This window comes from Sphaerisporangium rubeum, from assembly GCF_014207705.1.
GTDB lineage: Bacteria > Actinomycetota > Actinomycetes > Streptosporangiales > Streptosporangiaceae > Sphaerisporangium > Sphaerisporangium rubeum.
The window spans coordinates 387,478-409,738 of record NZ_JACHIU010000001.1 but is presented as its reverse complement, the minus strand read 5'-3'; the positions used below and the strand labels follow the sequence as shown (position 1 = coordinate 409,738).

The 22,261-nt window shown below is 73.1% G+C and carries 22 protein-coding genes; 14 read left to right on the top strand and 8 right to left on the bottom strand.

From position 1 onward, the window contains the following. The first annotated feature begins 35 nt into the window (after positions 1 to 35). The 13 genes from BJ992_RS01705 to BJ992_RS01645 all read left to right on the top strand — a co-directional run bounded on the left by BJ992_RS01705 (position 36) and on the right by BJ992_RS01645 (position 11,284). Entirely contained in the window at positions 36 to 926 is an 891-nt protein-coding gene (locus BJ992_RS01705) for a V-type ATPase subunit (RefSeq protein ID WP_184978205.1), read from the top strand. Beyond that, positions 913 to 2,187, top strand: coding sequence for a V-type ATPase 116kDa subunit family protein (locus BJ992_RS01700; RefSeq protein ID WP_184978204.1), 1,275 nt, complete (start codon positions 913 to 915; stop codon positions 2,185 to 2,187). Before BJ992_RS01705 ends, BJ992_RS01700 begins: the two co-directional genes overlap by 14 nt. Beyond that, positions 2,133 to 2,480, top strand: a complete 348-nt coding sequence (locus tag BJ992_RS01695; protein WP_184978203.1) for an ATP synthase subunit C — start codon at positions 2,133 to 2,135, stop codon at positions 2,478 to 2,480. Before BJ992_RS01700 ends, BJ992_RS01695 begins: the two co-directional genes overlap by 55 nt. Before the next feature lie 2 nt (positions 2,481 to 2,482). Further along, positions 2,483 to 2,701 carry a hypothetical protein gene (locus tag BJ992_RS01690; RefSeq protein ID WP_221474640.1) on the top strand — a complete coding sequence of 73 codons (219 nt, stop codon included), beginning with the start codon at positions 2,483 to 2,485 and terminating at the stop codon, positions 2,699 to 2,701. After that, positions 2,698 to 3,252 (top strand): hypothetical protein, encoded by a 555-nt coding sequence (locus tag BJ992_RS01685; RefSeq protein ID WP_184989460.1) that lies wholly within the window; start codon positions 2,698 to 2,700, stop codon positions 3,250 to 3,252. The genes BJ992_RS01690 and BJ992_RS01685 overlap by 4 nt, the downstream gene beginning before the upstream one ends. Further along, positions 3,240 to 4,865: a V-type ATP synthase subunit A gene (locus BJ992_RS01680; RefSeq protein ID WP_184978201.1), complete on the top strand. Its 1,626-nt coding sequence runs from the start codon at positions 3,240 to 3,242 to the stop codon at positions 4,863 to 4,865. Before BJ992_RS01685 ends, BJ992_RS01680 begins: the two co-directional genes overlap by 13 nt. Positions 4,866 to 4,875: 10 nt before the next feature. Beyond that, complete coding sequence (locus BJ992_RS01675) at positions 4,876 to 6,234, top strand: V-type ATP synthase subunit B (RefSeq protein WP_184978200.1); 1,359 nt, start codon at positions 4,876 to 4,878, stop codon at positions 6,232 to 6,234. After that, positions 6,231 to 6,821, top strand: a complete 591-nt coding sequence (locus tag BJ992_RS01670; RefSeq protein ID WP_184978199.1) for a V-type ATP synthase subunit D — start codon at positions 6,231 to 6,233, stop codon at positions 6,819 to 6,821. The genes BJ992_RS01675 and BJ992_RS01670 overlap by 4 nt, the downstream gene beginning before the upstream one ends. Before the next feature lie 86 nt (positions 6,822 to 6,907). Beyond that, positions 6,908 to 7,978: a 4Fe-4S dicluster domain-containing protein gene (locus tag BJ992_RS01665; protein WP_184978198.1), complete on the top strand. Its 1,071-nt coding sequence runs from the start codon at positions 6,908 to 6,910 to the stop codon at positions 7,976 to 7,978. Then, the gene (locus BJ992_RS01660; RefSeq protein WP_184987431.1) at positions 7,975 to 8,784 is read left to right on the top strand and encodes an FAD/NAD(P)-binding protein; all 810 of its coding nucleotides are present in this window, start codon (positions 7,975 to 7,977) and stop codon (positions 8,782 to 8,784) included. The genes BJ992_RS01665 and BJ992_RS01660 overlap by 4 nt, the downstream gene beginning before the upstream one ends. Further along, positions 8,784 to 9,566 (top strand): NADH-quinone oxidoreductase subunit B family protein, encoded by a 783-nt coding sequence (locus BJ992_RS01655; protein WP_184978197.1) that lies wholly within the window; start codon positions 8,784 to 8,786, stop codon positions 9,564 to 9,566. Before BJ992_RS01660 ends, BJ992_RS01655 begins: the two co-directional genes overlap by 1 nt. Next, on the top strand, positions 9,556 to 10,845 hold the full coding sequence (locus tag BJ992_RS01650; protein WP_184978196.1) for a nickel-dependent hydrogenase large subunit: 1,290 nt from the start codon (positions 9,556 to 9,558) through the stop codon (positions 10,843 to 10,845). The genes BJ992_RS01655 and BJ992_RS01650 overlap by 11 nt, the downstream gene beginning before the upstream one ends. After that, the gene (locus BJ992_RS01645; protein ID WP_184978195.1) at positions 10,835 to 11,284 is read left to right on the top strand and encodes a hydrogenase maturation protease; all 450 of its coding nucleotides are present in this window, start codon (positions 10,835 to 10,837) and stop codon (positions 11,282 to 11,284) included. Before BJ992_RS01650 ends, BJ992_RS01645 begins: the two co-directional genes overlap by 11 nt. Positions 11,285 to 11,317: 33 nt before the next feature. On the opposite strand, the gene BJ992_RS01640 is transcribed toward BJ992_RS01645, so the two are convergent. Further along, a complete protein-coding gene (locus tag BJ992_RS01640) occupies positions 11,318 to 12,604 on the bottom strand; it encodes an SLC13 family permease (RefSeq protein WP_184978194.1) in 1,287 nt (428 codons plus the stop codon). Further along, positions 12,601 to 13,044 (bottom strand): CBS domain-containing protein, encoded by a 444-nt coding sequence (locus tag BJ992_RS01635; protein WP_184978193.1) that lies wholly within the window; start codon positions 13,042 to 13,044, stop codon positions 12,601 to 12,603. Before BJ992_RS01635 ends, BJ992_RS01640 begins: the two co-directional genes overlap by 4 nt. Positions 13,045 to 13,357: 313 nt before the next feature. Here BJ992_RS01635 and nhaA point away from each other — a divergent pair, with 313 nt between their 5' ends. Beyond that, positions 13,358 to 14,632: a Na+/H+ antiporter NhaA gene (nhaA, locus tag BJ992_RS01630; RefSeq protein WP_184978192.1), complete on the top strand. Its 1,275-nt coding sequence runs from the start codon at positions 13,358 to 13,360 to the stop codon at positions 14,630 to 14,632. Here nhaA and BJ992_RS01625 read toward each other — a convergent pair. From BJ992_RS01625 to BJ992_RS01600, 6 genes are all read right to left on the bottom strand, one after another. Next, on the bottom strand, positions 14,589 to 15,806 hold the full coding sequence (locus BJ992_RS01625) for a PP2C family protein-serine/threonine phosphatase (RefSeq protein WP_343072451.1): 1,218 nt from the start codon (positions 15,804 to 15,806) through the stop codon (positions 14,589 to 14,591). The genes nhaA and BJ992_RS01625 overlap by 44 nt on opposite strands. A 207-nt stretch (positions 15,807 to 16,013) precedes the next feature. Next, positions 16,014 to 16,385 carry a nuclear transport factor 2 family protein gene (locus BJ992_RS01620; protein ID WP_343072450.1) on the bottom strand — a complete coding sequence of 124 codons (372 nt, stop codon included), beginning with the start codon at positions 16,383 to 16,385 and terminating at the stop codon, positions 16,014 to 16,016. A 53-nt stretch (positions 16,386 to 16,438) separates the two neighbouring features. Continuing rightward, a complete protein-coding gene (locus tag BJ992_RS01615) occupies positions 16,439 to 17,395 on the bottom strand; it encodes a TIGR03885 family FMN-dependent LLM class oxidoreductase (protein ID WP_184978191.1) in 957 nt (318 codons plus the stop codon). Positions 17,396 to 17,448: 53 nt separating this feature from the next. After that, positions 17,449 to 20,322 (bottom strand): DUF4153 domain-containing protein, encoded by a 2,874-nt coding sequence (locus tag BJ992_RS01610; protein ID WP_184978190.1) that lies wholly within the window; start codon positions 20,320 to 20,322, stop codon positions 17,449 to 17,451. 25 nt (positions 20,323 to 20,347) lie between these two features. After that, the gene (locus tag BJ992_RS01605; protein ID WP_184978189.1) at positions 20,348 to 21,037 is read right to left on the bottom strand and encodes a response regulator transcription factor; all 690 of its coding nucleotides are present in this window, start codon (positions 21,035 to 21,037) and stop codon (positions 20,348 to 20,350) included. A gap of 115 nt (positions 21,038 to 21,152) precedes the next feature. Next, complete coding sequence (locus BJ992_RS01600) at positions 21,153 to 22,256, bottom strand: DUF3103 family protein (protein WP_184978188.1); 1,104 nt, start codon at positions 22,254 to 22,256, stop codon at positions 21,153 to 21,155. Positions 22,257 to 22,261 lie beyond the last annotated feature (5 nt).

The following is a 22,261-nucleotide window of genomic DNA, read 5'->3' as shown; positions in this document are numbered from 1 at the left end:
GTGACGGTCGTGATCTGGTCCTCGGTGCGCGGGTCATGAGCGCGGCGTGGGTGGCGGGGACGACACGTGCGCGTGCGCTGGCCAGGCGGCGGCTCGGGAAGGCCGGTGCGCGGCGGGTGGCGCTCGCGGGGTCGGCCGAGGAGGTGGTGGCCGTGCTCGCCGCCACGCCGTACGGCCACGACGTGCGGGCCGGACAGGATCTGGCCGAGGCGCAGCGAGCGGTGCTCGACTGCCTGCTGTGGCATCTGCGGGTGCTGGCGGGGTGGCTGCCTGCCGAGGGGGCCGCCGTGATCCGGCTGCTGGCGCGGTGGTTCGAGATCGCCAACGTGGACGCGGTGCTCGCCGGGGTCGCGCCGCGGTTCGACCTCGGCGCGCTGGCGACGGCGTGGCCGCGGCTGCGGCATCTCACCGCGCCGGCCGGCATCCGTGCCGCGCTCGCCGCGTCCCCCTGGGGTGACCCCGGCGGGCCGGAGCCTCGGCGGATCCAGCTCGGCATGCGGCTGTCGTGGGCCGCTCAGGTGGCGCGGACGGTACGTCCCGCCTCGGCGTGGGCCACGGCGGCGACCGCGCTGCTGGTGGCACGCGAGCGTTTCCTGGAAGGACGCCGCCTCCACCTCTCCCGCGAGGCCGAGTCGCTGCTCGGGCCGCGGGCCCTGGACGCCGGCTCGCTGCGCGACATGACCGCCTCCCTGCCGTCGTCCGCGCGCTGGGTCCTCGCCGGGCTGGACCGGCCAGGCGACCTGTGGCGGGGTGAGCCGCGCTGGTGGGAGAGGGTCGAGCGGGACGGCACGGCGATGCTGTCGGGCTCGGCGTTCGGGCCTTCGCCGGTCGTCGGCGCGGTGGCGCTGCTCGCCGCCGACGCCTGGCGGGTGCAGCGGGCCGGCGCGACGGCCGTGTACCGGGGGGACGTCGATGAGCTGGCGTGACGCGCTCGTCCCTGTCCGTATGCGGCGGATCGCGGTGGCCGCGCCGCAGGACGCGCTCGACGACGTGCTCGGCCTCGCGGCCGGCACCGGGTGCGTGGACATGGACGGCGCGGCCGGGGTCGAGGAGTGCGCGGGACACGCCGTCGTCCGCGACGACGTGGCGGTGGTGCTCGGCTGGACGCCGGCGCGAGATGCCGACGCGCTGGCGCGCACGCTCGCGCCGGCGGGTGGCGCGGTGGTGCCGCTTCCTCATCCGCCGGGGGTGGAGGCGCCGTCCCTGCTGCGCGGACAGGGGCTCAGAGGTTCGGTGACCCCGCTGGTGCGGACCTACGGGACGGTGCCGTACGCCGACCTCGACCCCGTGGCGCCTGCGGCCCTCGCCTACGTGCTGATGTTCGGCATGATGTTCGGCGACGCAGGCCACGGGCTGATGCTGCTCGGCCTCGCGGCGGCCCTGCGCGCCGGGTGGCCCGCCAGGCTCGCGCGGTACCGCGGCGCGTGGCCGTTCGTGGCCGGCGCGGGCCTCGCGAGTGTGGTGTTCGGCCTGCTGTACGGCGAGTTCTTCGGCCCGACGGGACTGGTTCCCGTGCTGTGGCTCGAACCGATGGCGAACCCGGGGCCGCTGCTGCTCGCCGCGCTGAGTGTGGGTGCTCTGCTGCTCAGCGGCGCCTACCTGCTCGGCGGTGTCAACCGGTGGCGCGAAGGCGGCCTCGCGCTCGCGCTGTACTCGCCGGCCGGGATCGCGGGTGGCGCGACGTTCGCCGGCATGGGTCTGGCGGCCGGTGGGTGGTATCTCGCGTGGACGTGGCTGACGGCCGCCGGGCTCGCGGTGGCGGTGACGGGTCTGGCGCTGGTGCTCGCGGGGTTCCTCGCGGAAGGCGGCGGCGTCACGCAGGCCGTGATCCGTTCGGTGGATGTCGTGGTGCGCATCGGGTCGAACGTCGCGTCGTTCGCGCGGCTCGCGGCCTTCGGCCTCACCCACGCCGCCATCGGCTGGATCGTGTGGCGCGCGACCACCGGCCTGTGGCCCACGGCCCCGGCCTTCGCGGTGCTGGTCCTCACCGCGGGGAACCTGCTGGCCTTCGCGCTGGAGGCGCTGGTGGCGGCGGTCCAGGCGCTGCGCCTTTCCTACTACGAGCTGTTCTCCCGGATCTTCCAGGCGGAGGGACGTCCCTTCCGTCCGCTGCGTGCGAAGGAGGCACCGCGATGTCCGCTGCGGCACGACGAGGGATCATCGCCGTCAGTGCGCTCGTCCTGCTGATCGCGCTCGGCGTCCTCACCGCGGCGGCGCTCGGCGGCCCCGCTGCGGCGACCGGCGGCGCGGCGCGCGAGGCGGCGCAGGCGAACTGGGCCGCGCTGATCGGCGCGGCGGTCGCGGTGGCGGGTTCCTCGATCGGCGCCGGTGTGGCCGTCGCGTACACGGGTGCGGCGGCGCTGGCGGCGATGAGCGAACGTCCCGAGCTGTTCGGCCGCGCCATCGTGATCGTCGGACTGGCGGAGGGGATCGCCGTCTACGGGCTGGTCGTCGCGGTGATCCTCATCGGGAGAGCGTGACCGTGGGTGGCGTCGCGGCCATCGGGGAGCCGGGCCGGCTGGCGTGTCTCGCGCTGGCCGGCGCGGTCGTGCTGCCGGCGCGGGACCCCGAGGGGGTGCGTGCGGCCTGGCGGTCCCTGCCTGAGGACATCGAGGTGGTGATCCTCACCGCGTGGGCCGCCGAGGTCCTCGGCCCCGTCGAGGACCGGCTCACGGTGGTCATGCCGGTGGGGGAACGGTGAAGGGGACGGCCCACGGGACGGCCCAGAGAACGGCCCAGGAAACGGCCCGGAAGGCGGCACTGCTGCCGCTTGAGGAGGAGCTGCTGCGCCGGGCCGGACGGAGTGCGGCGCGCACGGCGGAGCGGGCCGGTGCGGAGGCGGCGTCGGTGGTGGCCGCGGCCAGGCAGGAGGCGGCGGCTCTGCTGTCGGCCGCGCGCGCCGAAGGCGAGGCGGAGCACGCCGCGTACGCCGTGACCGTACGGGCCGAGGTGGGCCGGCGGCGCCGGCGGATCGTGCTGGTGGCGCGGCGCGAGGCGCTTGAGGAGTTCCGCCGCCGCGCGCGGGACGACGCACGGAGCCTGCGCGCCGACCCCTGCTACCCCGCACTCCTGCGGCGCCTGTCCCAGGACGTCAGGCGCGCGGCCGGGGACGACCTGGTGGTCGAGGAGCACCCCGACGGCGGCGTGGTGGCGCGCGGCCCCGGACGGCGCGTGGACGCCACGCTCCCCGTCCTGGCGGACCACATGATCGACTCTCTCGGCGGGGAGGTGGAACGCCTGTGGCTGCCGTGACCCGCGTCAACGGCCCGCTCGTCGAGGTGGACGGCCTCGGCGGCGCCGCCATGTTCGACCTGGTGACCGTGCGGGGCCTTCCCGGCGAGATAGTGGCCGTGCGCGGCGAGCGCGCGACGGTGCAGATGTACGAGTACACCGGCGGCCTGACACCGGGCCTCCCGGTCGAACCCACGGGGAGCCCGCTGTCGGCGGTCCTCGGGCCGCACCTGCTCGGCGGGGTGTTCGACGGGCTGCTCCGGCCGCTGACCGGGGCCCCCATGTGGCTGGAACCCCGCCGCCTGGCGGGAACCCCGGCCGGCAGGTGGCGGTTCGACCCGCTGGTCGCGCGGGGACGCGCCACCGAGCGAGGCACTCCGGTCGGCGCGGTCGGCACGGCCGGCGGCCTGCCGTACCTGGTCCTGTCCCCCGGTGGCGCCGTCGGCTCGATCCGGCCCGCCGGTGAGTACGCGGCCGGTGACGTGGTCGCCACCATCGGGGACGCCGAGGTCCGCATGGTCACGCGCCGGCCGGTGCGCGAACCTCTGCCGTGCCGGGAACGTCTCGCCGAGCCCGTGCCGCTCGTCACCGGCCAGCGGGTCCTGGACCTGCTGTTCCCCGTGCGGCTCGGCGGCACCGCGGCGGCGGCGGGAGGGTTCGGCACCGGCAAGACGGTGCTGCTCCAGCAGATCGCCAAGTGGTGCGATGCCGACGTCGTCGTCTACGTCGGCTGCGGCGAACGCGGCAACGAGATGGCCGACGTGATCAGCGACCTCGCGCGGATCACCGACCCGCGTACCGGCGGCCGGCTCGCCGACCGCACGGTCGTGATCGCCAACACCTCGAACATGCCGATGATGGCCCGTGAGGCGAGCGTCTACACCGGGGTCACCGTGGCCGAGCACTTCCGCGACATGGGGTACGGCGCCGTGCTGATCGCGGACTCGACGTCACGGTGGGCCGAGGCCAGGCGCGAGTTCGGCTCGCGCGCCGGCACGCTGCCGGCCGAGGAGGGTTACCCGGCCGATCTGGCGTCGGCGATCGCGGCCTTCTACGAACGGGCCGGCCGGGTCACGACGCTCGGCGGACGCACGGGCTCCGTGACGATCATCGGCGCGGTGTCGCCGCCTGGCGGTGACATGACCGAGCCGGTCACCACGCACACCGAACGGTTCGTGCGGACCCTGTGGACGCTGGACCGCGAGCTGGCGTACGCGCGCCACTACCCCGCGGTGTCGTGGGACGCGTCGTTCTCCCGCGACGCCGGGCCGCTCGCCGCGTGGCACGACAGGAACGGCGGGGAAGGCTGGGCCGCGGCACGCGCGCGGGTGAGCGCGTTGCTCGCCGAGGCCGGTCACCTGTCCGGGCTCGCCGAACTGGTCGGCGCGACGGCGCTGCATCCGCGTGAGCGCGTCGTCCTGCTCGCCGGCCGCCTGCTGCGCGAGGGCCTGTTGCAGCAGAGCGCGCTCAGCACCGTGGACGCGTACTGCGCACCCGATCGCACGCTCGCGCTGACCGGCGCCGTGCTCGGCGCGGTCGACGAGTGCCTCGCGCTCGTGGCGGCGGGGACGCCGGCCGGCGACGTCGAGGGCCGCGACTTCTCCGCGGTCCTGCGGGCCAAGGAGTCCGGGTGAGGATCCCGCCGTGATCGAGGTGGAGTACACCGACGTGGCCGAGCTCCGCGGTCCGCTCGTCGTCGTGCGGGGGACCGGCGGCGTGGGGTGGGACGAGTTCGCGTCGATACGCCTCGCCGGGGGACGGCGGCGGCACGGGCTGGTCCTTGAGGTCTCGGGGGACCTCGCGCTGGTGCAGGTCCTCGAAGGCACCTCAGGCATGGCTCCGGGGGAGATCGGTGTCGCGTTCTCTGGGGCCCCGTTCGGTGTCCCCGTCGGCCCCGGCTGGCTCGGCCGGGTCTGCGACGGGCTCGGGGAGCCGCTCGACGGCGGGCCACCGGTGTCCGGCGCCGAGTCCGTGCCGGTCGGCGGGCTGCCGGTGAACCCGGTGTGGCGGCTGCCGCCGTCGGAGCCTGTCCTCACCGGCGTCTCGGTGATCGATCTGCTGACCACGCTCGTGCGCGGTCAGAAGATCGCGATGTTCTCGTCCCCCGGCCTGCCGCACCTGGACCTGGCGGCGCAGATCGCCGCGCAGGCGCACGCCCCGGGGGAGCCGTTCAACGTGGTGTTCGCAGCGATGGGGCTCACGCACGCCGACGCGCTCGGGGTGCGTGACACGCTGGAGGCACGCACCTCGGCCGGTGACCTGGTGCTGCTGCTGAACCTGGCCGACGACCCGGTGATCGAGCGTGTCCTGACCCCGCGCATCGCGCTCACCGTCGCCGAGCACCTCGCGTTCCGGCTCGGCAGGCACGTCCTCGTCGTGCTGGCCGACATGACGAGTTACTGCGAGGCCCTGCGTGAGGTGTCGTCGGCGCGGGGGGAGATCCCGGCGCGCCGGGCCTACCCCGGCTACCTGTACAGCGACCTGGCCTCGATCTACGAACGGTGCGGCAAGGTGCGGGACCTGCCGGGCTCGGTGACGCTGCTCCCCGTGCTGACCATGCCGGCCGGTGACGTCACGCACCCGGTGCCGGACCTCACCGGATACATCACAGAAGGCCAGATCGTGCTGTCGCGCGACGTCCCCGGCTATCCGCCGGTCGATCCGCTGGCGTCGCTGTCGCGGCTGATGCGGCACGGCGTGGGGGCCGGCCGTACGCGGCCGGAGCACGCCGACCTGGCGGCGCAGCTCCTCGCGGGCCTCGCGCGGGCCAGGCAGGCTCAGGAGCTGGCCGAGCTGGTGGGGGCCGACGCGCTCGGCCCGCTGGACCGGCGGTACCTCGACCTGGCCCGCGCCTTCACCGGACGGCTCGCCACGCAGGGCCGTACCGAGTCCCACGATCTCGGCGAGACGTTCGACCTGGCGTGGCAGGTGCTGTCCACACTGCCGCGCGCCGAACTGACCATGCTCGACCCGGCCGCCGTCGACACCTTCTACCGGCCATGAGGATCTCCGTGCCGCCGGGCCGCGCGGGCCGGCTGTGGCTGCGGCGCCGGCTCGCCACCGCCGCACGCGGCCTCGTCCTGCTGGACCGCCGGTTGCGTCTGCTCGGCGCGGAACGGGACCGGCTCGCCGAACTCGCCGCGCGGACCGGTGAGCGCTGGACGGCGGCGCTGGCCGAGGCGGAGATCTGGACGTCGCGCGTGGCGGCACTCGGCGGCGAGCGCGCGCTGCGGTCCGGCACCCCCGCGGGCCGGGTGCGCGTCGAGGTCACCGGTGATCATCGTGACGTCGTCTGCCACTTCCCTCCCGATCCCGAGCACCTGCCGCTCACGTCCGCGCTCCTCCCGGCCAGAGCCGCCTGCCAGGCGGCGCTCGCGGCGGGGGTGCGGCACGCCGTCGCGCTCGGGGCCGTCCGTGCCACGGAGGCCGAGGTCGCGTGGACGCGCCGTCGCACCCGCGCGCTGCGCGAGCGGTGGATACCGGGCCTCGCGGCGGCGCTCGCCGAGCGTGAGCTGGCCCTTGAGGAGCAGGAACGCGCCGACTGGGCCAGGATGCGGCGCGCCAGGGACGAAAGACCCTGCGACAGGTGACTTCCGACCGCATCCAGGAAATAGGTCATAGGAAAGGGATGAGAGGGGATATATCTCCAGCTGCCTGGAGCGTTGGGGGGACGCCGATGGATGCCGTCGTGACGCCGTCGCTCGCGCCGCTCATCACGGCGCTGCGGGCCGCCGGCTACACCGTCGTCGGCCCCACCGTGAAGGACGGCGCCGTGCGGATGGCCGAGATCGAGTCGGCCGCCGAGCTGCCTGCGGGGGTGGGGGACGCGCAGGAGCCCGGCGCGTACCGGCTGACCGAGCGCGACGACGAGATGATCTTCGGCTACGCGGCGAGCCCCGACTCGGCCAAGCGCTGGACCCAGCCTCCCCGCCTGACCCTGGTGCGCGCACGCGGCGAGGAGTTCGAGGAGGTGGAACCCGAGGCGCCACGGGTCGCGCTGCTCGGCCTGCGGGCCTGCGACCTGGCCGCGATCGCCGTACAGGACAGGGTGTTCCTCGGCAGGCACCCCGACGGCGCGTACCGCCGCAGGCGTGAGGCGCTGTTCCTCGCGGCCGTCAACTGCGCCGTTCCCGGCGGCACGTGCTTCTGCGCGTCCATGGGGACCGGCCCGAAGGCCACCGCCGGCTACGACCTCGCGATCACCGAGCTGGCCTCCCCGCACCGGTTCCTGATCGAACCCGGCGGCGACCGCGGCGCCGCCGTCCTCGCCGCGGTCCCGCACGGCCCCGCGACCGACTGTGACCACGCCGCCGCGCTGGAGGTGTCCCGGACGGCCGCTGCTCACATGGGCCGGTCGGTGGACGTCAGCGGAGTACAGCAGTGGCTGCCGGCGGCCCACGACCACCCCCGGTGGGCCGACGTCGCGTCTCGCTGCCTGAGCTGCACCAACTGCACCATGATCTGCCCCACCTGCTTCTGCACCACCATGGAGGACATCACCGACCTGTCCGGCGACGTCGCCGAGCGGTCCGAGCGGTGGGACTCCTGCTTCACGCTCGACTTCACCGAGCTCGGCGGCGCGCCGGTGCGCGGCACGGCGCTCGCGCGGTACCGCCAGTGGCTCACCCACAAGTTCGCCACCTGGTACGACCAGTTCGGCGTGTCCGGCTGCGTCGGCTGCGGCCGGTGCGTCACGTGGTGTCCCACCGGCATCGACGTGACCGAGGAGCTGACGTGCATCCGATGACGCCGGCGCCGTACCGCGTCCGCTCCCGCCGTCCCGACCGCGCCGACACCGTCACCCTCGCGCTCGAACCGCTGCGTGGCCCGTCCCCGGCGTTCCTGCCGGGCCAGTTCGACATGCTCTACGCGCGGGGGATCGGCGAGATCCCGATCTCCATGAGCGGCAGAGGCCGCACCGGGGCCCACGTGCACACGATCCGCGCCGTCGGGGCCGTCAGCGACGCCTTGTGCCGCGCGCGGCCCGGTGACGTGGTGGGGCTGCGCGGCCCGTTCGGCACCTCGTGGGACGTGCCGGCCGCCGCGGGCCGGGACGTGGTCGTCGCGGCCGGCGGGCTCGGGCTCGCGCCGCTGCGCACGGTCGTACGCGAGCTGGCCGCGCACCGCAGGCGCTACGGCCGGATCAGCGTGATCGCCGGCACCAGGACCCCGATGACGCTGCTCTACCCGCGTGAGCTGACCCGCTGGCGGCTCGCGCACGACATCGACGTGCACGTCACCGTCGACCACCCCGACCAGGACTGGCCGGGCCCGGTGGGACCGGTGACCCGCCTGATCGACCGGATCGTCTTCGAGCCGCGCCGCACCACCGCCTTCGTGTGCGGCCCCGAGGCCATGATGTGCGCCGTCGCCGACGACCTCGTCCGCCGCGGCGTCCCGCCGGCGCGCGTGGTGCTGTCGCTCGAACGCAACATGAAGTGCGCCGTCGGCCGGTGCGGCCACTGCCAGCTCGGTCCGCTGCTGCTGTGCCTGGACGGCCCGGTGCTCGACTACCGGCGGGTGGCCGGGCTCCTCTCGGTGCGGGAACTGTGATGGCCGGGCCGGTGCCGCGGCTCGCGGTGTGGAAGTTCGCCTCCTGCGACGGCTGCCAGCTCACGCTGCTCGACTGCGAGGACGAGCTGTTGTCCCTGGCGGCCGAGGTCGAGATCGCCTACTTCCTCGAGGCGTCGAGCGCTCCAGGGCCCGGCCCCTACGACCTGTCGCTGGTGGAGGGGTCGGTCACCACCCCCGCGGACGCCGAACGCATCCGGCACGTGCGCCGCGTCTCCAGGCGCCTGGTCACGATCGGGGCCTGCGCGACGGCCGGCGGCATCCAGGCCCTGCGGGACTTCGCCGACGTGCGGGAGTTCGCCTCGGTGGTCTACGCGCGGCCGGAGTACATCGCGACCCTGGAGCGGTCGACCGCGATCTCCGCCAACGTGCCGGTGGACTTCGAGCTGCGTGGCTGTCCGATCGACAAGCGCCAGCTCCTTGAGGTCATCACGGCGTTCCTCGCCGGCCGGCGTCCCGTCGTCCCCCGGCACAGCGTGTGCGTGGAGTGCAAGGCCCGCGGCAACGTCTGCGTGCTCGTCGCGCACGGCACCCCCTGCCTCGGTCCGGTCACCCAGGCCGGCTGCGGCGCGCTCTGTCCGGCGTACAACCGGGGCTGCTACGGCTGTTTCGGCCCGTCGGAGACCACCAACACCGCGGCGCTGAACACGCGGCTGCGCGAGCTCGGGATGAGCGACCCCGAACTGGTGCGGGTCTACCGCACCTTCAACGCCACGGAGGAACCGTTCCTGCGCGCGTCGGAGGAGGCGGAGGGTGACGCATAAGACGATCCGCGTCGGGGGCCTGACCCGGGTGGAAGGCGAAGGCGCACTCGTGGTGCGCGCGCGCGACGGCCGCGTCGTGGACCTGCGGCTGAGCATCTACGAGCCGCCGAGGTTCTTCGAGGCCCTGTTGCGTGGCCGCGCCTACACCGAGCCTCCCGACATCACCGCGCGCATCTGCGGCATCTGTCCGGTCGCCTACCAGATGAGCGCCTGCCAGGCCATCGAGGCCGCCTGCGGCGTCGAGGTGACCGGACCGCTGCGCGACCTGCGGCTCCTGCTCTACTACGGCGAGTGGATCGAGTCCCACGCGCTGCACATCTACCTGCTGCACGCGCCGGACTTCCTCGGGTACGACAGCGGCATCGCCATGGCCGCGGACCACCGTGTCCACGTGGAACGCGGCCTCGCGCTGAAGAAGGCGGGGAACGAACTGGTGGCGACGCTCGGCGGCCGGGCCATCCACCCGGTCAACGTGCGGGTCGGCGGCTTCCACCGCGTGCCGCGCCGCCAGGAGCTCGCCGGGGTGGCCGAGCGGCTGCGTGAGGCCAGGGAGCACGCGCTGGCCACCGTGGCATGGGTCGGCGGGTTCGACTTCCCCGACGTCGAGCACGACTACCGGTTCCTCGCGCTACGGCACCCCGGCGAGTACGCCATCCTGTCCGGGTCCGTCGCGACCGGTGACGGCGGCGGCTTCCCGGTCGAGCGGTGGCCCGAGCACGTGGCCGAGGAGCAGGTGCCGGGTACCACGGCCATGCACGCCAGGCTGGACGGCGCCGCCGGCTACCTGGTGGGGGCCATGGCGCGCTACTCGCTCAACTCCGGCAGCCTCTCCCCCCTGGCCCGCGCCGCGGCGCGCGACGCCGGGCTCGGCGACGTCTGCCGCAACCCGTTCCGCAGCATCGTGGTCCGTGCCGTCGAGATCGTGCACGCCTGTGACGAGGCCCTGCGGATCATCGGCGGCTACACCGAGCCGGACGCGCCGGCCGTCCCCGTCGAACCCCGGCCCGGCACCGGCCACGGCGCGTCGGAGGCCCCGCGCGGCACCCTCTACCACCGCTACCGCATCGACGCCGACGGCCTGATCGCGGCGGCGGACATCGTGCCGCCGACCTCCCAGAACCAGGCCCGCATCGAGGAGGACCTGCGTGACCTGGTCGAGCCGCGCCTCGGCCTGCCGCGCGAGGAGCTGGTGGCCCTGTGCGAACGCGTGGTGCGCAACCACGACCCATGTATCTCCTGCGCCACCCACTTCCTCGATCTGTGTCTCGATGCGCGCTGACCGGGTCGTGATCGGCGTCGGCGGCGACTCGCGCGGCGACGACGCGGCCGGCCTGGAGGTCGTCCGCCTGCTGCGCGGCAGACTGCCGCCGTCGGTCGCACTCACCGAGAGCCCCGGCGACCCGATGCACCTGGTCACGACCTGGCGCGGCGCACGCCTCGCCATCGTCGTCGACGCCGTCTCCTCCGGCGCGGTCCCCGGCACCGTCCACCACGACGCGCGACCCGGCCCCGCACCCGCCTGGCGCGCCAGCTCACACGCGCTCGGCCTGGCCGACGCCATAGCCCTCGGCGAAGCCCTCGGATCCCTGCCGGACGAACTGGTCGTCTTCGGCGTGGAAGGCGGCGACTTCGGCGTGGACGCGCCGGTGACCCCACCGGTCCGCGCGGCGATCCGCGCGACCGCCGAGGCGGTCAGGCGGCGCCTGGACCAGGCGTAGCCGTCACAGGTGGCGCCGTCACAGGTGGCGCCGTCACAGGTAGCGCAGCCACAGGTACGGCGCGACCAGGGTGACGGTGACCACGGTGACGATCAGGCCGTACTTGGTGAACTCCCAGAAGCTGATCGGGGTGCCGTTGCGTGCCGCGATGCCGAGGACGACGACGTTGGCGGCGGCGCCGACGGCGGTGGCGTTGCCGCCGAGGTCGGCGCCGAAGGCGAGGGCCCACCAGAGGACCTGGCCGTCGCCGGGGCCGGCGGCCTGGACGAGTTGCTCGACGATGGGGCTCATCGTGGCGACGTACGGGATGTTGTCCACGATCGCCGACAGGCCGGCCGACGCGCCGAGCAGGCCCATGGCGGTCAGCTCGGGGTGGCCCGCGGTCGCGCCGACGGCGAGCTCGGAGAGCTGTCCGATGACGCCGGTCTCCACCAAGGCGCCGACCATGACGAAAAGGCCGGCGAAGAACACCAGGGTGGGCCATTCGACCTCGGCCAGGGCCTCCTCGGTGGTGACCCGGGTGAGTGCCACAAGGACGCCGGCGCCGAGCAGCGCCACCACCGAGGGCTCGTAGTGCAGCACCGGGTGGAGCACGAAGGCGGCCATCACCAGGACCAGCACGACCAGGCTCTGCCACAGCAGCCGCCGGTCGCCGATGGCCTCGCGCTCGTCCAGTGCCATGATCTCGCCGGCCCGCTCGGGGTCGTAGCGCAGGCGGCGGCCGAACATCACCCAGCACAGGCCGATGAAGACGACCATGAGGATGATCACCATGGGTGCCATGTGGATCAGGAAATCGTTGAAGGTCAGCCCGCCGCGGCTGGCGATGATGATGTTCGGCGGGTCGCCGACCAGCGTGGCCGCGCCGCCGATGTTGGACGCCATCGCCTCGGCGATCAGGAACGGCGTCACCGGCAGGGCCAGCCGTCCGCACACCAGGAAGGTCACCGGCGCGACGAGCAGCACAGTCGTGACGTTGTCGAGCAACGCCGACGCGGCGGCGGTGATCAGCACCAGCAGCACCATGAGCCGGAACGGACGGCCGCGTGCGCGTTTGGCGGCCCAGATCGCCAGGTAGTCGAATACGCCGGTCTCCTTGAGCACCCCGACGATGATCATCATGCCGAGCAGCAGGAACACGACGTTCCAGTCCACACCGGAGTGCGTGGAGAAGAACGCCGACTCCGCGCCGGTCGCGTGGATCAGGAACATGATCGCGGCGCCGCCGAGGGCCGCCGCGACCCGGTGGATGCGTTCGGTCGCGATGAGCGCGTAGGCGCCGAGGAAGACCGCGACCGACAGCCACGCGGTGACGGTCACGTGTCCAGCGCCTTGGCGAGGAGCGTCTGCAGGGTCACCGCGCCGAGCAGCCTGTCGTCGTCCACGATGGCCACCAGGGGACTGCGGGTGCGCGCCATCAACGCGGCCAGTTCGAGCAACGTCGCGTCCGGATCGGAGACAGGCAGCTCACGCGGCTTGGCCGGCAGCGCCTCGCGTACGGTCCTGTCGCCGAGCGAGGTGAGGAAAGTGTCGGCGTGCCGCTCGTCCACCACCCGCGCGAGCGCCGGATCGTCCTGGCAGTATCCGGGAACGGCCAGCCACAACACCTGCGGGCCCGGCAGGATCGCCTGCGGGGACCCCGCGCCGTCCACGACCATCAGACCGGGAAGCCCCTGCTCGGCCAGCAGGCGAGCGGCTTCGATCACGGGGGTGTCGAGAGCGACGGTGGGGAACTCGACGAGCAGGTCGCGAGCGCGCACGGCACATCCTTCAGGGGTCGGCGACGACAACTGCCGACCAGCCTTCCCGGCGCACCTCCAGGAAACCTATCAACCCGGCCGCCGATCCGCACGACCGGCCGGCCCCTCCGCCGGTGCGCACCGGTCACCGCCGGGCCCTCCGCGTGCCGGCTCGGCCCTGGCCCGGCAACCCCTGACCGATCGCCTCCGGCGATCTCCACAGGCCGGTGGACGGTACGCGGCACATGCCTTGTCTTGATACGTTGTTCAGCGGAGTGCCGGGAAGACGGGTCGGCGGATGTACGTCCTGTCGTCTTCCGTCGAGCGGAGTCCCATGCCTGGTACCACTTCCGGCCAGACCCCCAGCCGTCTCTTCTCCGGCACCTTGGCCGAAGCCAGACGCATCGCCGACATCCTGCGCGGCGAGACCATCGGGGGAGCGTTGCTGCTGGTCGCGGCGGTCGCCGCGCTGGTGTGGGCCAACTCGCCGTGGAGTGAGGGGTACGAGGCGCTGCGGAGCGTCGAGATCGGCCCCGCCTCACTGCACCTGGACCTGGACCTGGCGACCTGGGCCGCCGACGGGTTGCTCGCGATCTTCTTCTTCGTCGCGGGCCTGGAGCTCAAGCGTGAGTTCGTCGCCGGAGACCTGCGGGACGTACGGCGGGCCGCGGTGCCGGTGGCGGCCGCCGCCGGAGGTGTCGTGGTGCCGGCGGCGGTCTATCTGGCGATCGCCGGCGGGGACGCCGCTCAGGGCTGGGCCATCCCCACCGCCACTGACATCGCCTTCGCGCTCGCGGTGCTCGCGGTGGCCGGCCGGTTCCTGCCGTCCGCGCCGCGCACCTTCCTGCTGACCCTGGCGGTCGTGGACGACCTGATCGCCATCGTCATCATCGCGGCGTTCTACACCACGAGCCTGTCGGTGCCGCTGCTGCTGTGCGCGGCGGTGCCGCTCGCCGTCTTCGCCGTCCTCGTCCAGCGCAGGGTGCGGGCCTGGTGGCTGCTGCTGCCGCTCGCCTTCGCCACCTGGACGCTCGTCCACGCCTCCGGGGTGCACGCCACCGTCGCCGGCGTGCTGCTCGCGCTGACCGTTCCCGTCCTGCCGTGGACGCGGACCGGCAAGCCGGACCCCGGGCTGGCCGAGCACTTCGAGCACCGCTTCCGGCCGCTGTCGGCGAGCGTCGCCGTCCCGGTGTTCGCGTTCCTCTCCGCCGGGGTCGCGGTCGGCGGGCTCGGCGGGCTCGCCGGGACGCTGACCGACCCGGTGGCGATGGGGATCGTGGCCGGGTTGCTGATCGGCAAGCCGGTCGGCGTCCTGGCCGCCACCTGGCTGGTGGCCCGGTTCACCCGCGCCACTTTGAACGAGGGCCTGTCATGGGCCGACGTGGCCGGGCTCGCCGTCCTCGCCGGGATCGGGTTCACGGTGTCCCTGCTCATCGGGGAACTGGCCTTCGCCGGGGACTCCGCCGCGCAGGACGGGGTCAAGGTCGCCGTGCTGGCCGGCTCACTGGCCTCCGCCGCCGTGGCCGCGGTCATTCTGCGGCTGCGGGCCGGCGTCCACCGGCGCGTCACACGGAGAGACGGCTCGGGGCCGGACCGAGCCATTCGGTGAGCAGGACGGTGGCGTCGTCCTGAAGGTTGCCGCCGTGGTGGGCCATCAAGTTGTGGATCAGGCGGCGGAGGGTCTCCGGCACCGGCAGGTGGTCGGCGTTGTGGCGCACGATGAATTCGACGAACCGGTCGAGGCCGAACTCGCGGCCCTTGGGGTCGCGGGCCTCGGTGATGCCGTCGGTGTAGAACAGCACGCGGTCGCCTGGTTCCAGTCGCTCATGGCACAAGGTGATCGGCAGGCCCATGTCCAGGCCCATGGGGTGAGCGGGCCGGCAGCGCAAGCCGATGATCTTGTGTTCGCCTCGGATCACCACAGGCGGAGGGTGGCCGCGGTTGACCCAGGACAGGACGCCGGTCACGAGGTTCAGGCGGGCCAGGATGGCGGTGACGAACCGGGTGCCGCGGCCGAACTGCTCGATGAGGATGCGCTCGATCGCCTCACTGGTCTCGACCAGATCGGTTCCCTGCCGGCGGTTGTTACGGCACGCGGCCGTCGCGAGGGACGCGGTCAGCCCGGCCGAGACGTCGTGGCCCATCGCGTCGAAGATCGCCAGGTGCGCGTGCGAGCCGGTCAGCGCGTAGTCGAAGGCGTCCCCGCCGATCTCGTACGCCGGTTCGAGCGCCGCGCTGATCGCCACGCGCTCGGCGGCGAACGTCAGCGGCGGCATCAGGTTCCACTGCATCTCCGCACCCACGTGCATCGGCCTGGTGCGCACGAGTCTCGCGTAGGCGTCGCTGGAGGGACGCTTGCTCACGATCATGAGTGCCATCAGCGACGCCAGGGCCTTCATGTCGTCCACCGTCGGCCCGGCGGCGTCCGGCGTGACGATCAGCGCCATCCCCAGGCGTTCCGTGCCGTCGAGCAGAGGCACCCACCACTGGTGCCGCGTCCCGTCGGCGTCCGGCTGGTCGAAGATCCGGATCTCCTGGAACGCCTCCCCCACCGGTGTCTTGTCGATCCGGATCTCCGAGGTCCGCAGGAGTTCGTCACCGTACCCGTCGACGACGAGGAGACGCAGCACGTCCTGCTGGAGGTCGGCGAGATAGATCCGCACGTCGAGCACGCCGATCTCGGCCGCGTGCCGCCGGGCCAGCCACGGCACCTGCTCCAACCCGGCGAGGTGGCTGGCTTCGAGCAGGCCGGCCAGCATCCGCGCCGTACCGGCGTCTACCACGCCGTCGTCTCCATGCGACCACCTACTACATCCGTAGGACCAACAGGGTGTCGTACCCCGGCGTGCTCTGGTACACACCGGGGTCAACCTCCTGCTTCGAGTGCCGACCGGTCTCCGGTTGCCTGCCGGCATGACGATCAAGTGCCGGTGGGTAGCGCCTGAGTACGAGAAGTGAGACGGTCACGGCCCTGGTGACCGCGGGTGGAACTAGGCGGGGCTGACGTGCGCTGCGACGAGACGCCAGCCGTGGCCGGCGGTGTGGATCCAGGTCCGCGTGTAGCGGACCCTGGCGGTGAACTCCTGGCCCTTGAACACCCCTTCGAGGGTGCCGAGGAACCACGTGACGCCGGTCCCGCCGGCCACCAGGACCCGCAGCTCCTCCTCGTCCACGCGGGTGAGGCTCTGGTCCCCGGTGCGCTGGATCTCCAGGTCGTCCTCCTTGGAGTACAGCACGCCGTCGGGGCCGGTGAAGACGAGCCGGTCGTCGATCAGCGCGTCGAGGGCCGAGGCGTCGGCGGCGAGCTGGGCCGCCTGCAGACGGCGCTCGGCCTCGCGCAACTGTGTGGTCAGATCGTCCACCGGCTCACCTTTCGCGACGCTGTGGACGATCACTATAGGACGGCCGGACGGCCCTAGCGCAGGGCCGGCAGGACCTTGCCGCCGAAGGCGTCGATGAACGGCGACAGGTCCTGGCCGACGTGGTGCAGGTAGATCCGATCGAAGCCCAGGGCCGCGTAGCCGCGCAGCCAGTCGATGTGCCGTTCGAGGTCGGCGGAGACGTTGACCACGTGGCGCACCTGCTCCATGGTGACGTGCTCGGAGACGACGTCGAAGTGCTCCACGAGCTCCAGGTCCCAGCAGACCGGCGGGCCGAAGACGTTGCTGCGCCACTGGTCGTGTGCGATCGTCTCGGCCTCCTCCTCGGTCGGGGCCCAGCTCACGTGGACCTGAAGGCAGACCGGGCCGCGTCCCCCGGCGTCGCGGTACGCGGCGATCATCTCGCGGAGGTGGTCCTCGGGTGCGTTGACCGTGACCATGCCGTCGGCCCATTCGGCGCACCTGGCCGCCGTGGCGGTGCTGACCGCGGCGCCGATCAGCGGCGGCGGCGTCTCGGGCCGGGTCCACAGCCTGGCGCGGTCCACGGTCACCAGTCCGTCGTGGGTGACGTTCTCGCCGTTGAGCAGCGCACGGATGACGTCCACGCACTCACGCAGCCGCGCGTCGCGTACGTCCTTGCGTGGCCACGGGTCGCCGGTGATGTGCTCGTTGCTGAACTCGCCGCTGCCGAGCGCGGCCCAGAACCGGCCGGGGAACATCGCGCCGAGCGTGCCGATGGCCTGCGCGATGATCGCGGGGTGGTAACGCTGGCCGGGAGCGTTGACGACACCGAAGGTCAGGTCGGTCGCCTGCAGTGCGGCACCGAGCCAGGCCCAGGCGAAACCTGAGTGGCCCTGCCGCTTGCTCCATGGGGAGAAGTGGTCGGAACACATGGCGGTGTCGAAACCGGCGCGTTCTGCGGCCACCATCGCGTCGAGGAGGGCGGCCGGGGGGATCTGCTCGTGGGATGCGTGGATTCCATACTCCGTCATGCGCGACCTGGCTACCCAGGACGGCGGCGGCCAACCACGGAGGCCGCCTCACGTCAGTCGGGATAGCCGCCGTCGTCGCGGGACGGACAGTCCGGCCGTGCGAGCACCGGGTGGCGTTCCAGCACCTCGCGAGCGCGGACACGGGCCAGGTTCCAGGCGTTCCAGGGGTCGGGGTGGTCGAGCCGGTTCACCGAGACGACGTCACGCAGCACGCAACTGCGGGCCGGTTCCGGCAGCCGGTCGAGGACCGGTACGGCCTCCGGGCCGAGGTCGCCGAGGTAGTCCTGGTCGAGCAGGGACACCCCTCGGACGGCCATCTGGGTCTCCGCGACACGGGCCTCGGGGTTCCAGACGGCGAACGTGAACACCGTCACGCCGGTCAGCAGCACCAGCATCCGGGGCAACCACGTCACGCGCGCGTCCGTCAGCCGCGCGACGCCGGCGGCGATGACGACGACGAACACCGCGGCGAGCCACCAGATGGCCGCCGCGACGGCGGCGCGCAGGCGCGACAGCCCGTACGCGTCGGTGTAGAGATCCAGGCGGTGCAGCGCGGAAGCGAGGACGACCAAGGTCAACGCGCACAGCAGACCGAGCAGGACGGTCAGCGGCCAGCGGTCCCCCGGCCTGGTGGGCCGCAGCAGCATGGTGGACGCCGCCACGATCCCGAGCACGAAGACGCTGACCGTCACCAGTTCGAAGAATCCGGACCTGGCGTACTCGGCGTAGGTCAGCCCCGCCGTGGACAGCACCCGCCGGCTGCCGCCGAACAGGACGGTGATCTGCACGGCCACGAACGCCGCGAACAGCAGGTTCAGTGCTGTCAGCGGCATCATCCAGACGGCACGATCCAGCCTGACCCGCAGGTCGGGGGCCTGGGGTTCCGCGGCAGGACGCAGCGTCACCAGCACACCCGCGCAGGTGAGAACCGCGAACACGAGGAGGAGGAAGACGCGGGAAGGCAGCCGGTCCACCCACTCCGGCGCCTGCAGCAGACCGCTCACGTACGAGTGGAACACCGCGTCGGCGGACCCGAACAGCAGGCCGAAGACGCTGAGGAGGACCACCGTGATCGCGGTGCCGGCCAGCACGGGGACGACTCTGCGGCTGCCGCGCAGGCGCTTCAGCGGCGTGGCGAGGAACCATGGCAGCAGGAGCGTGGACAGCGCGACGGACGCGGCGCCGATCAGCAACCCCGGCCATCCCCGTCCCGCGCCTGACAGTCCGAGTGCCGCGATGCCGAAGGCCAGCAGGAGGGCCGGGGCCACGACCCAGTCGGTGTCCCGGTAGAGCGTCAGCGACACCAGCGCGTACGCGAGGACGCCGAAGGTCACCGTCCACGGGGTGAGCCGGCCGCGCCGCAGGGGAAGCAGCGCGGGGAAGATCGCCGCGCCGAGCGCGACCGCGGTCAGCACCAGGCCGAGGCCGGTCGAGGGGTCGGGGAGTGCCACGGTGGCCACGAGTCCCACGGCGGCGGCGGCCGGGAGAAGCCAGTCAGGCACCCCGGGCAGTTCCGGTCTCGGGAAGATCGGCGGCGGCACGTACACGGCGGGGACCGTCCGGGCCGGCTCGTCCTGTCGCGAAGGGCCGGCTGAGGCCGGGACCTGCTGTTCGGACGCGGGTCCTTGCATGATGTCTCCTTTCGTGACGCCGGAGCCCGGTGGCTGAGCAAGCCGCCGGACCGGCACGTCGGAGGCGGGTTCGGGGCCGCGCCGCGCGCCTTCCCCCGTGGCGGACTCGGTGGCGGGCTCCGTGGCAGGCTCAGTGACGGGCCCAATGGCGGGCTCAGCGACGGGCCCAATGGCGGGCTCTGTGACAAGCTCGGTGGCGGTCTCAGTGACGGGTTCCACGGCCGGGGTGCGCGGCGCCGTTCCCGCGCCGGGACGGGTCTCGGTGACCGCCGGCAGGACGGTTCCCGCGAGTGCCGCGGGAAGGGTGACGACCATGCGGCACCCCCCTGTGCCGCCGCTACCCGCGGGTGGCGCGCCGGTGACGGAGATGGAGCCGTCGTGAAGTTCCACGATCTCCTTGGCGATGGCGAGACCGAGGCCGGCGCCTCCCGCGCCGGCCGCGCGGCCGGCGTCCAGCCGGGAGAAGCGTTCGAAGACCCGGGTCCGTTCCGCCACCGGGATGCCGGGGCCCTGGTCGATGACGCTGATCTCGACGACCGGCCCGGCGTGGCGGGCCGCGATCCGGACCGTGCCGCCTGGGGGGCTGTGCCGTACGGCGTTGTCGAGCAGGTTGGCGAGCACCTGCGCGAGCAGTGCGGGGTCGGCGGACAGGGATGCCTCGCCTACCGTGCTCACGACCGTGACGTCGTCGCGGCCGAACGCGGCCTCCGAGGCGGCCTGGTGGCACAGGGACGCGAGGTCCACCGCTTCGGGTTCGATCAGCCTGGCACCGGAGTCGAGCCGGGACAGGTCGAGGAGCTGCGTGGTGAGACGGCCGAGGCGCTGCGTCTGGGCCAGTGCGGTGCCGAGGGTGCCGAGGTCGGGGGTGGAGACGCCGTCGACGATGTTCTCCAGCACGGCCTGGAGGCCGGCGATCGGCGTGCGGAGCTCGTGGCTGACGTTCGCCACCAGCTCGCGCCGCTGCCTGTCCACTTCGCCGAGGTCGGCGGCCATGGCGTTGAACGCACGTGCGAGCTCCCCCACCTCGTCCCTGGACGTGGCGCTGACACGCAGGCCGTACCGGCCCTTGGCGATGGTCTGCGCGGCCGCCGCCATCTCGCGCAGCGGCCGGGTCATCCCCATGGCGAGAAGCTGCACCATGATCAGCGCGAGTACGGCGGCGACGGCGATCCTGGCGTCGCGCGGCCAGCCGGCGCCGATGCCGACCTCGTTCACGGCGAACGCCGTCACGACGGTGAGCACGATGACGATGCCGAGCTTGACCTTGATCCGTCCGAGGAAGTCGAGCGGCCTCATCGTGTCGCCTCCCGCTCGCCGACGATCATGGACGGGCCAGTGCGTAGCCGACTCCGTGAACCGTCCTGACCACGCCGGGGCCGAGTTTGCGGCGCAGCGCGCGCACGTGGCTGTCGACGGTCCTGGTCGCGGCGGCCTCGGAGAACCCCCAGATGTCCGACAGCAGCCGCTCGCGCTCGAGCACCTGGCCCGGCCGTTCCGCGAGCCTGCGGAGCAGGTCGAACTCGGTCCTGGTGAGCTGCGCCTCGGCGCCTCGGACGAAGACCCGGCGCTCGGCCGTGTCGATCTCGACGTCGCCGACGCGGATCACCGTGTCCTCGTGCGCGAGCAGACCGGCGCGTTCCACCCGCCGCAGCAGCGCGTGGATCCTCGCGACGAGTTCGCGCATGCTGAACGGCTTGGTGATGTAGTCGTCCGCACCCACGCCGAGGCCGACCAGGACATCGGTCTCCTCGCCGAGCGCGGTGAGCATGAGCACCGGGACGGGACGCGCGGCCTGCATGCGGCGGCAGACCTCGAGGCCGTCGAGGCCCGGCAGCAGCCGGTCGAGCACGACGAGGTCCGGCTCCGCCTTGGCGTACTGGGTGAGCGCCGTCCCGCCGTCACCGGCGATCCGTACGTCGAAGCCCTCGGCTGTCAGCCGGAGCGACACCGCGTCGGCGATCGTCTGGTCGTCCTCGACCACGAGGACGCGCCGCTGCCTGGGGGTGGCCATGGACGAGAGCGTAGGGCTCTCCCGTGCAGACGGACGGTACCGAGATGTGCAGATCCCGTGCACCTCCGCCGGGGAGCCCGGCCGGGACGTGTCACGCCACGGCCGGGCTCCGAGGTCACAGCTGGGACACCCAGTAGGGGGTCACGTCCATCCAGCCGTTGCCGCGCGCGCCGTTCAGCCGGCCGCCGGCCGTGGTGGACAGGGTGTACCAGGAGTCCACGTAGTCGGGGTCGTCGGTCCACCAGGAGGTGGGGATGGCGGAGAGGATCGCGTTGACCAGCGGGACGTAGACGCCGCCGTCGGCGATGGTCAGCAGCGCCGTGGCGATGGCCTGCGCGAGGGCCTGGTAGTTGGTGTCGCCGTCGTCCTCCATCATCACGACGTCGGCCAGGTTGTACTTGTAGCCGTTGAAGTGGACGAGGAGCTGGTTCGGGTAGTACGTCGTCTGGTCGTTGTCGAGGTACGGCATCTGCACGATGCTCACGGTCGCCTTGCCGTCCAGGCCGAAGCCGCCGACGACGCTGTAGATCTCGGCGTCCCCCTTGATCCACGGCTCCTGGTCGTCCGACAGGCGGACCGCGGTGACCTTGGTGGCCCAGTACCCGGTGTTGGCCTGGCGGGCCGCGAGCGGCCTCGCCTCGGTCAGGCCGCGCGCGGACAGCGTCCTGCGCATGAGGTCGATCCCCATCGGCAGCGCCTTGGCCACGTCGACCTCGACCACCAGCACCGGCCGCGCGGGGGCCTTGGCCGGGTCGAGGGCCACCTGACCGCCGAGCGGGTCGTAGGCGGTGATCGAGGTGACCTCGTCGTCGGTGGGGGCCGCCGCGACGAGTGGCACCTCGCCACGGGAGAGGCCGGCCCGCATCGCGTCGGTGGCGAGGCGCAGCCGCAGGAGCGATCCGCCGTCCGCGGGGAGGCCCTTGGCGGCGAGCACGGCCTGGTTGGCCGTGCGGACGGCGCCGGCGAGGCCGGTGCCCGCGCTGAGCGTCAGCAGGTCGGCGGCCCGCGAGACAGTGGCCCGCGAGACAGTGGCGGCCACGGCGCGGTCACGGAACCCGCGGTCGGCCAGTGCCGCGGCGACCCGCGCGGCGAGGCGGCCGGTGACGGCGGACACACCGTCCGCGGCCGGTGCCGGGTCGGGGGGAGCGGCCAGTGCGGTTCCGCTGAACAGCGCCAGCGCGGCCACCGTGACGACGGCGGCCCTGAGGACTCGGATCACGAGTC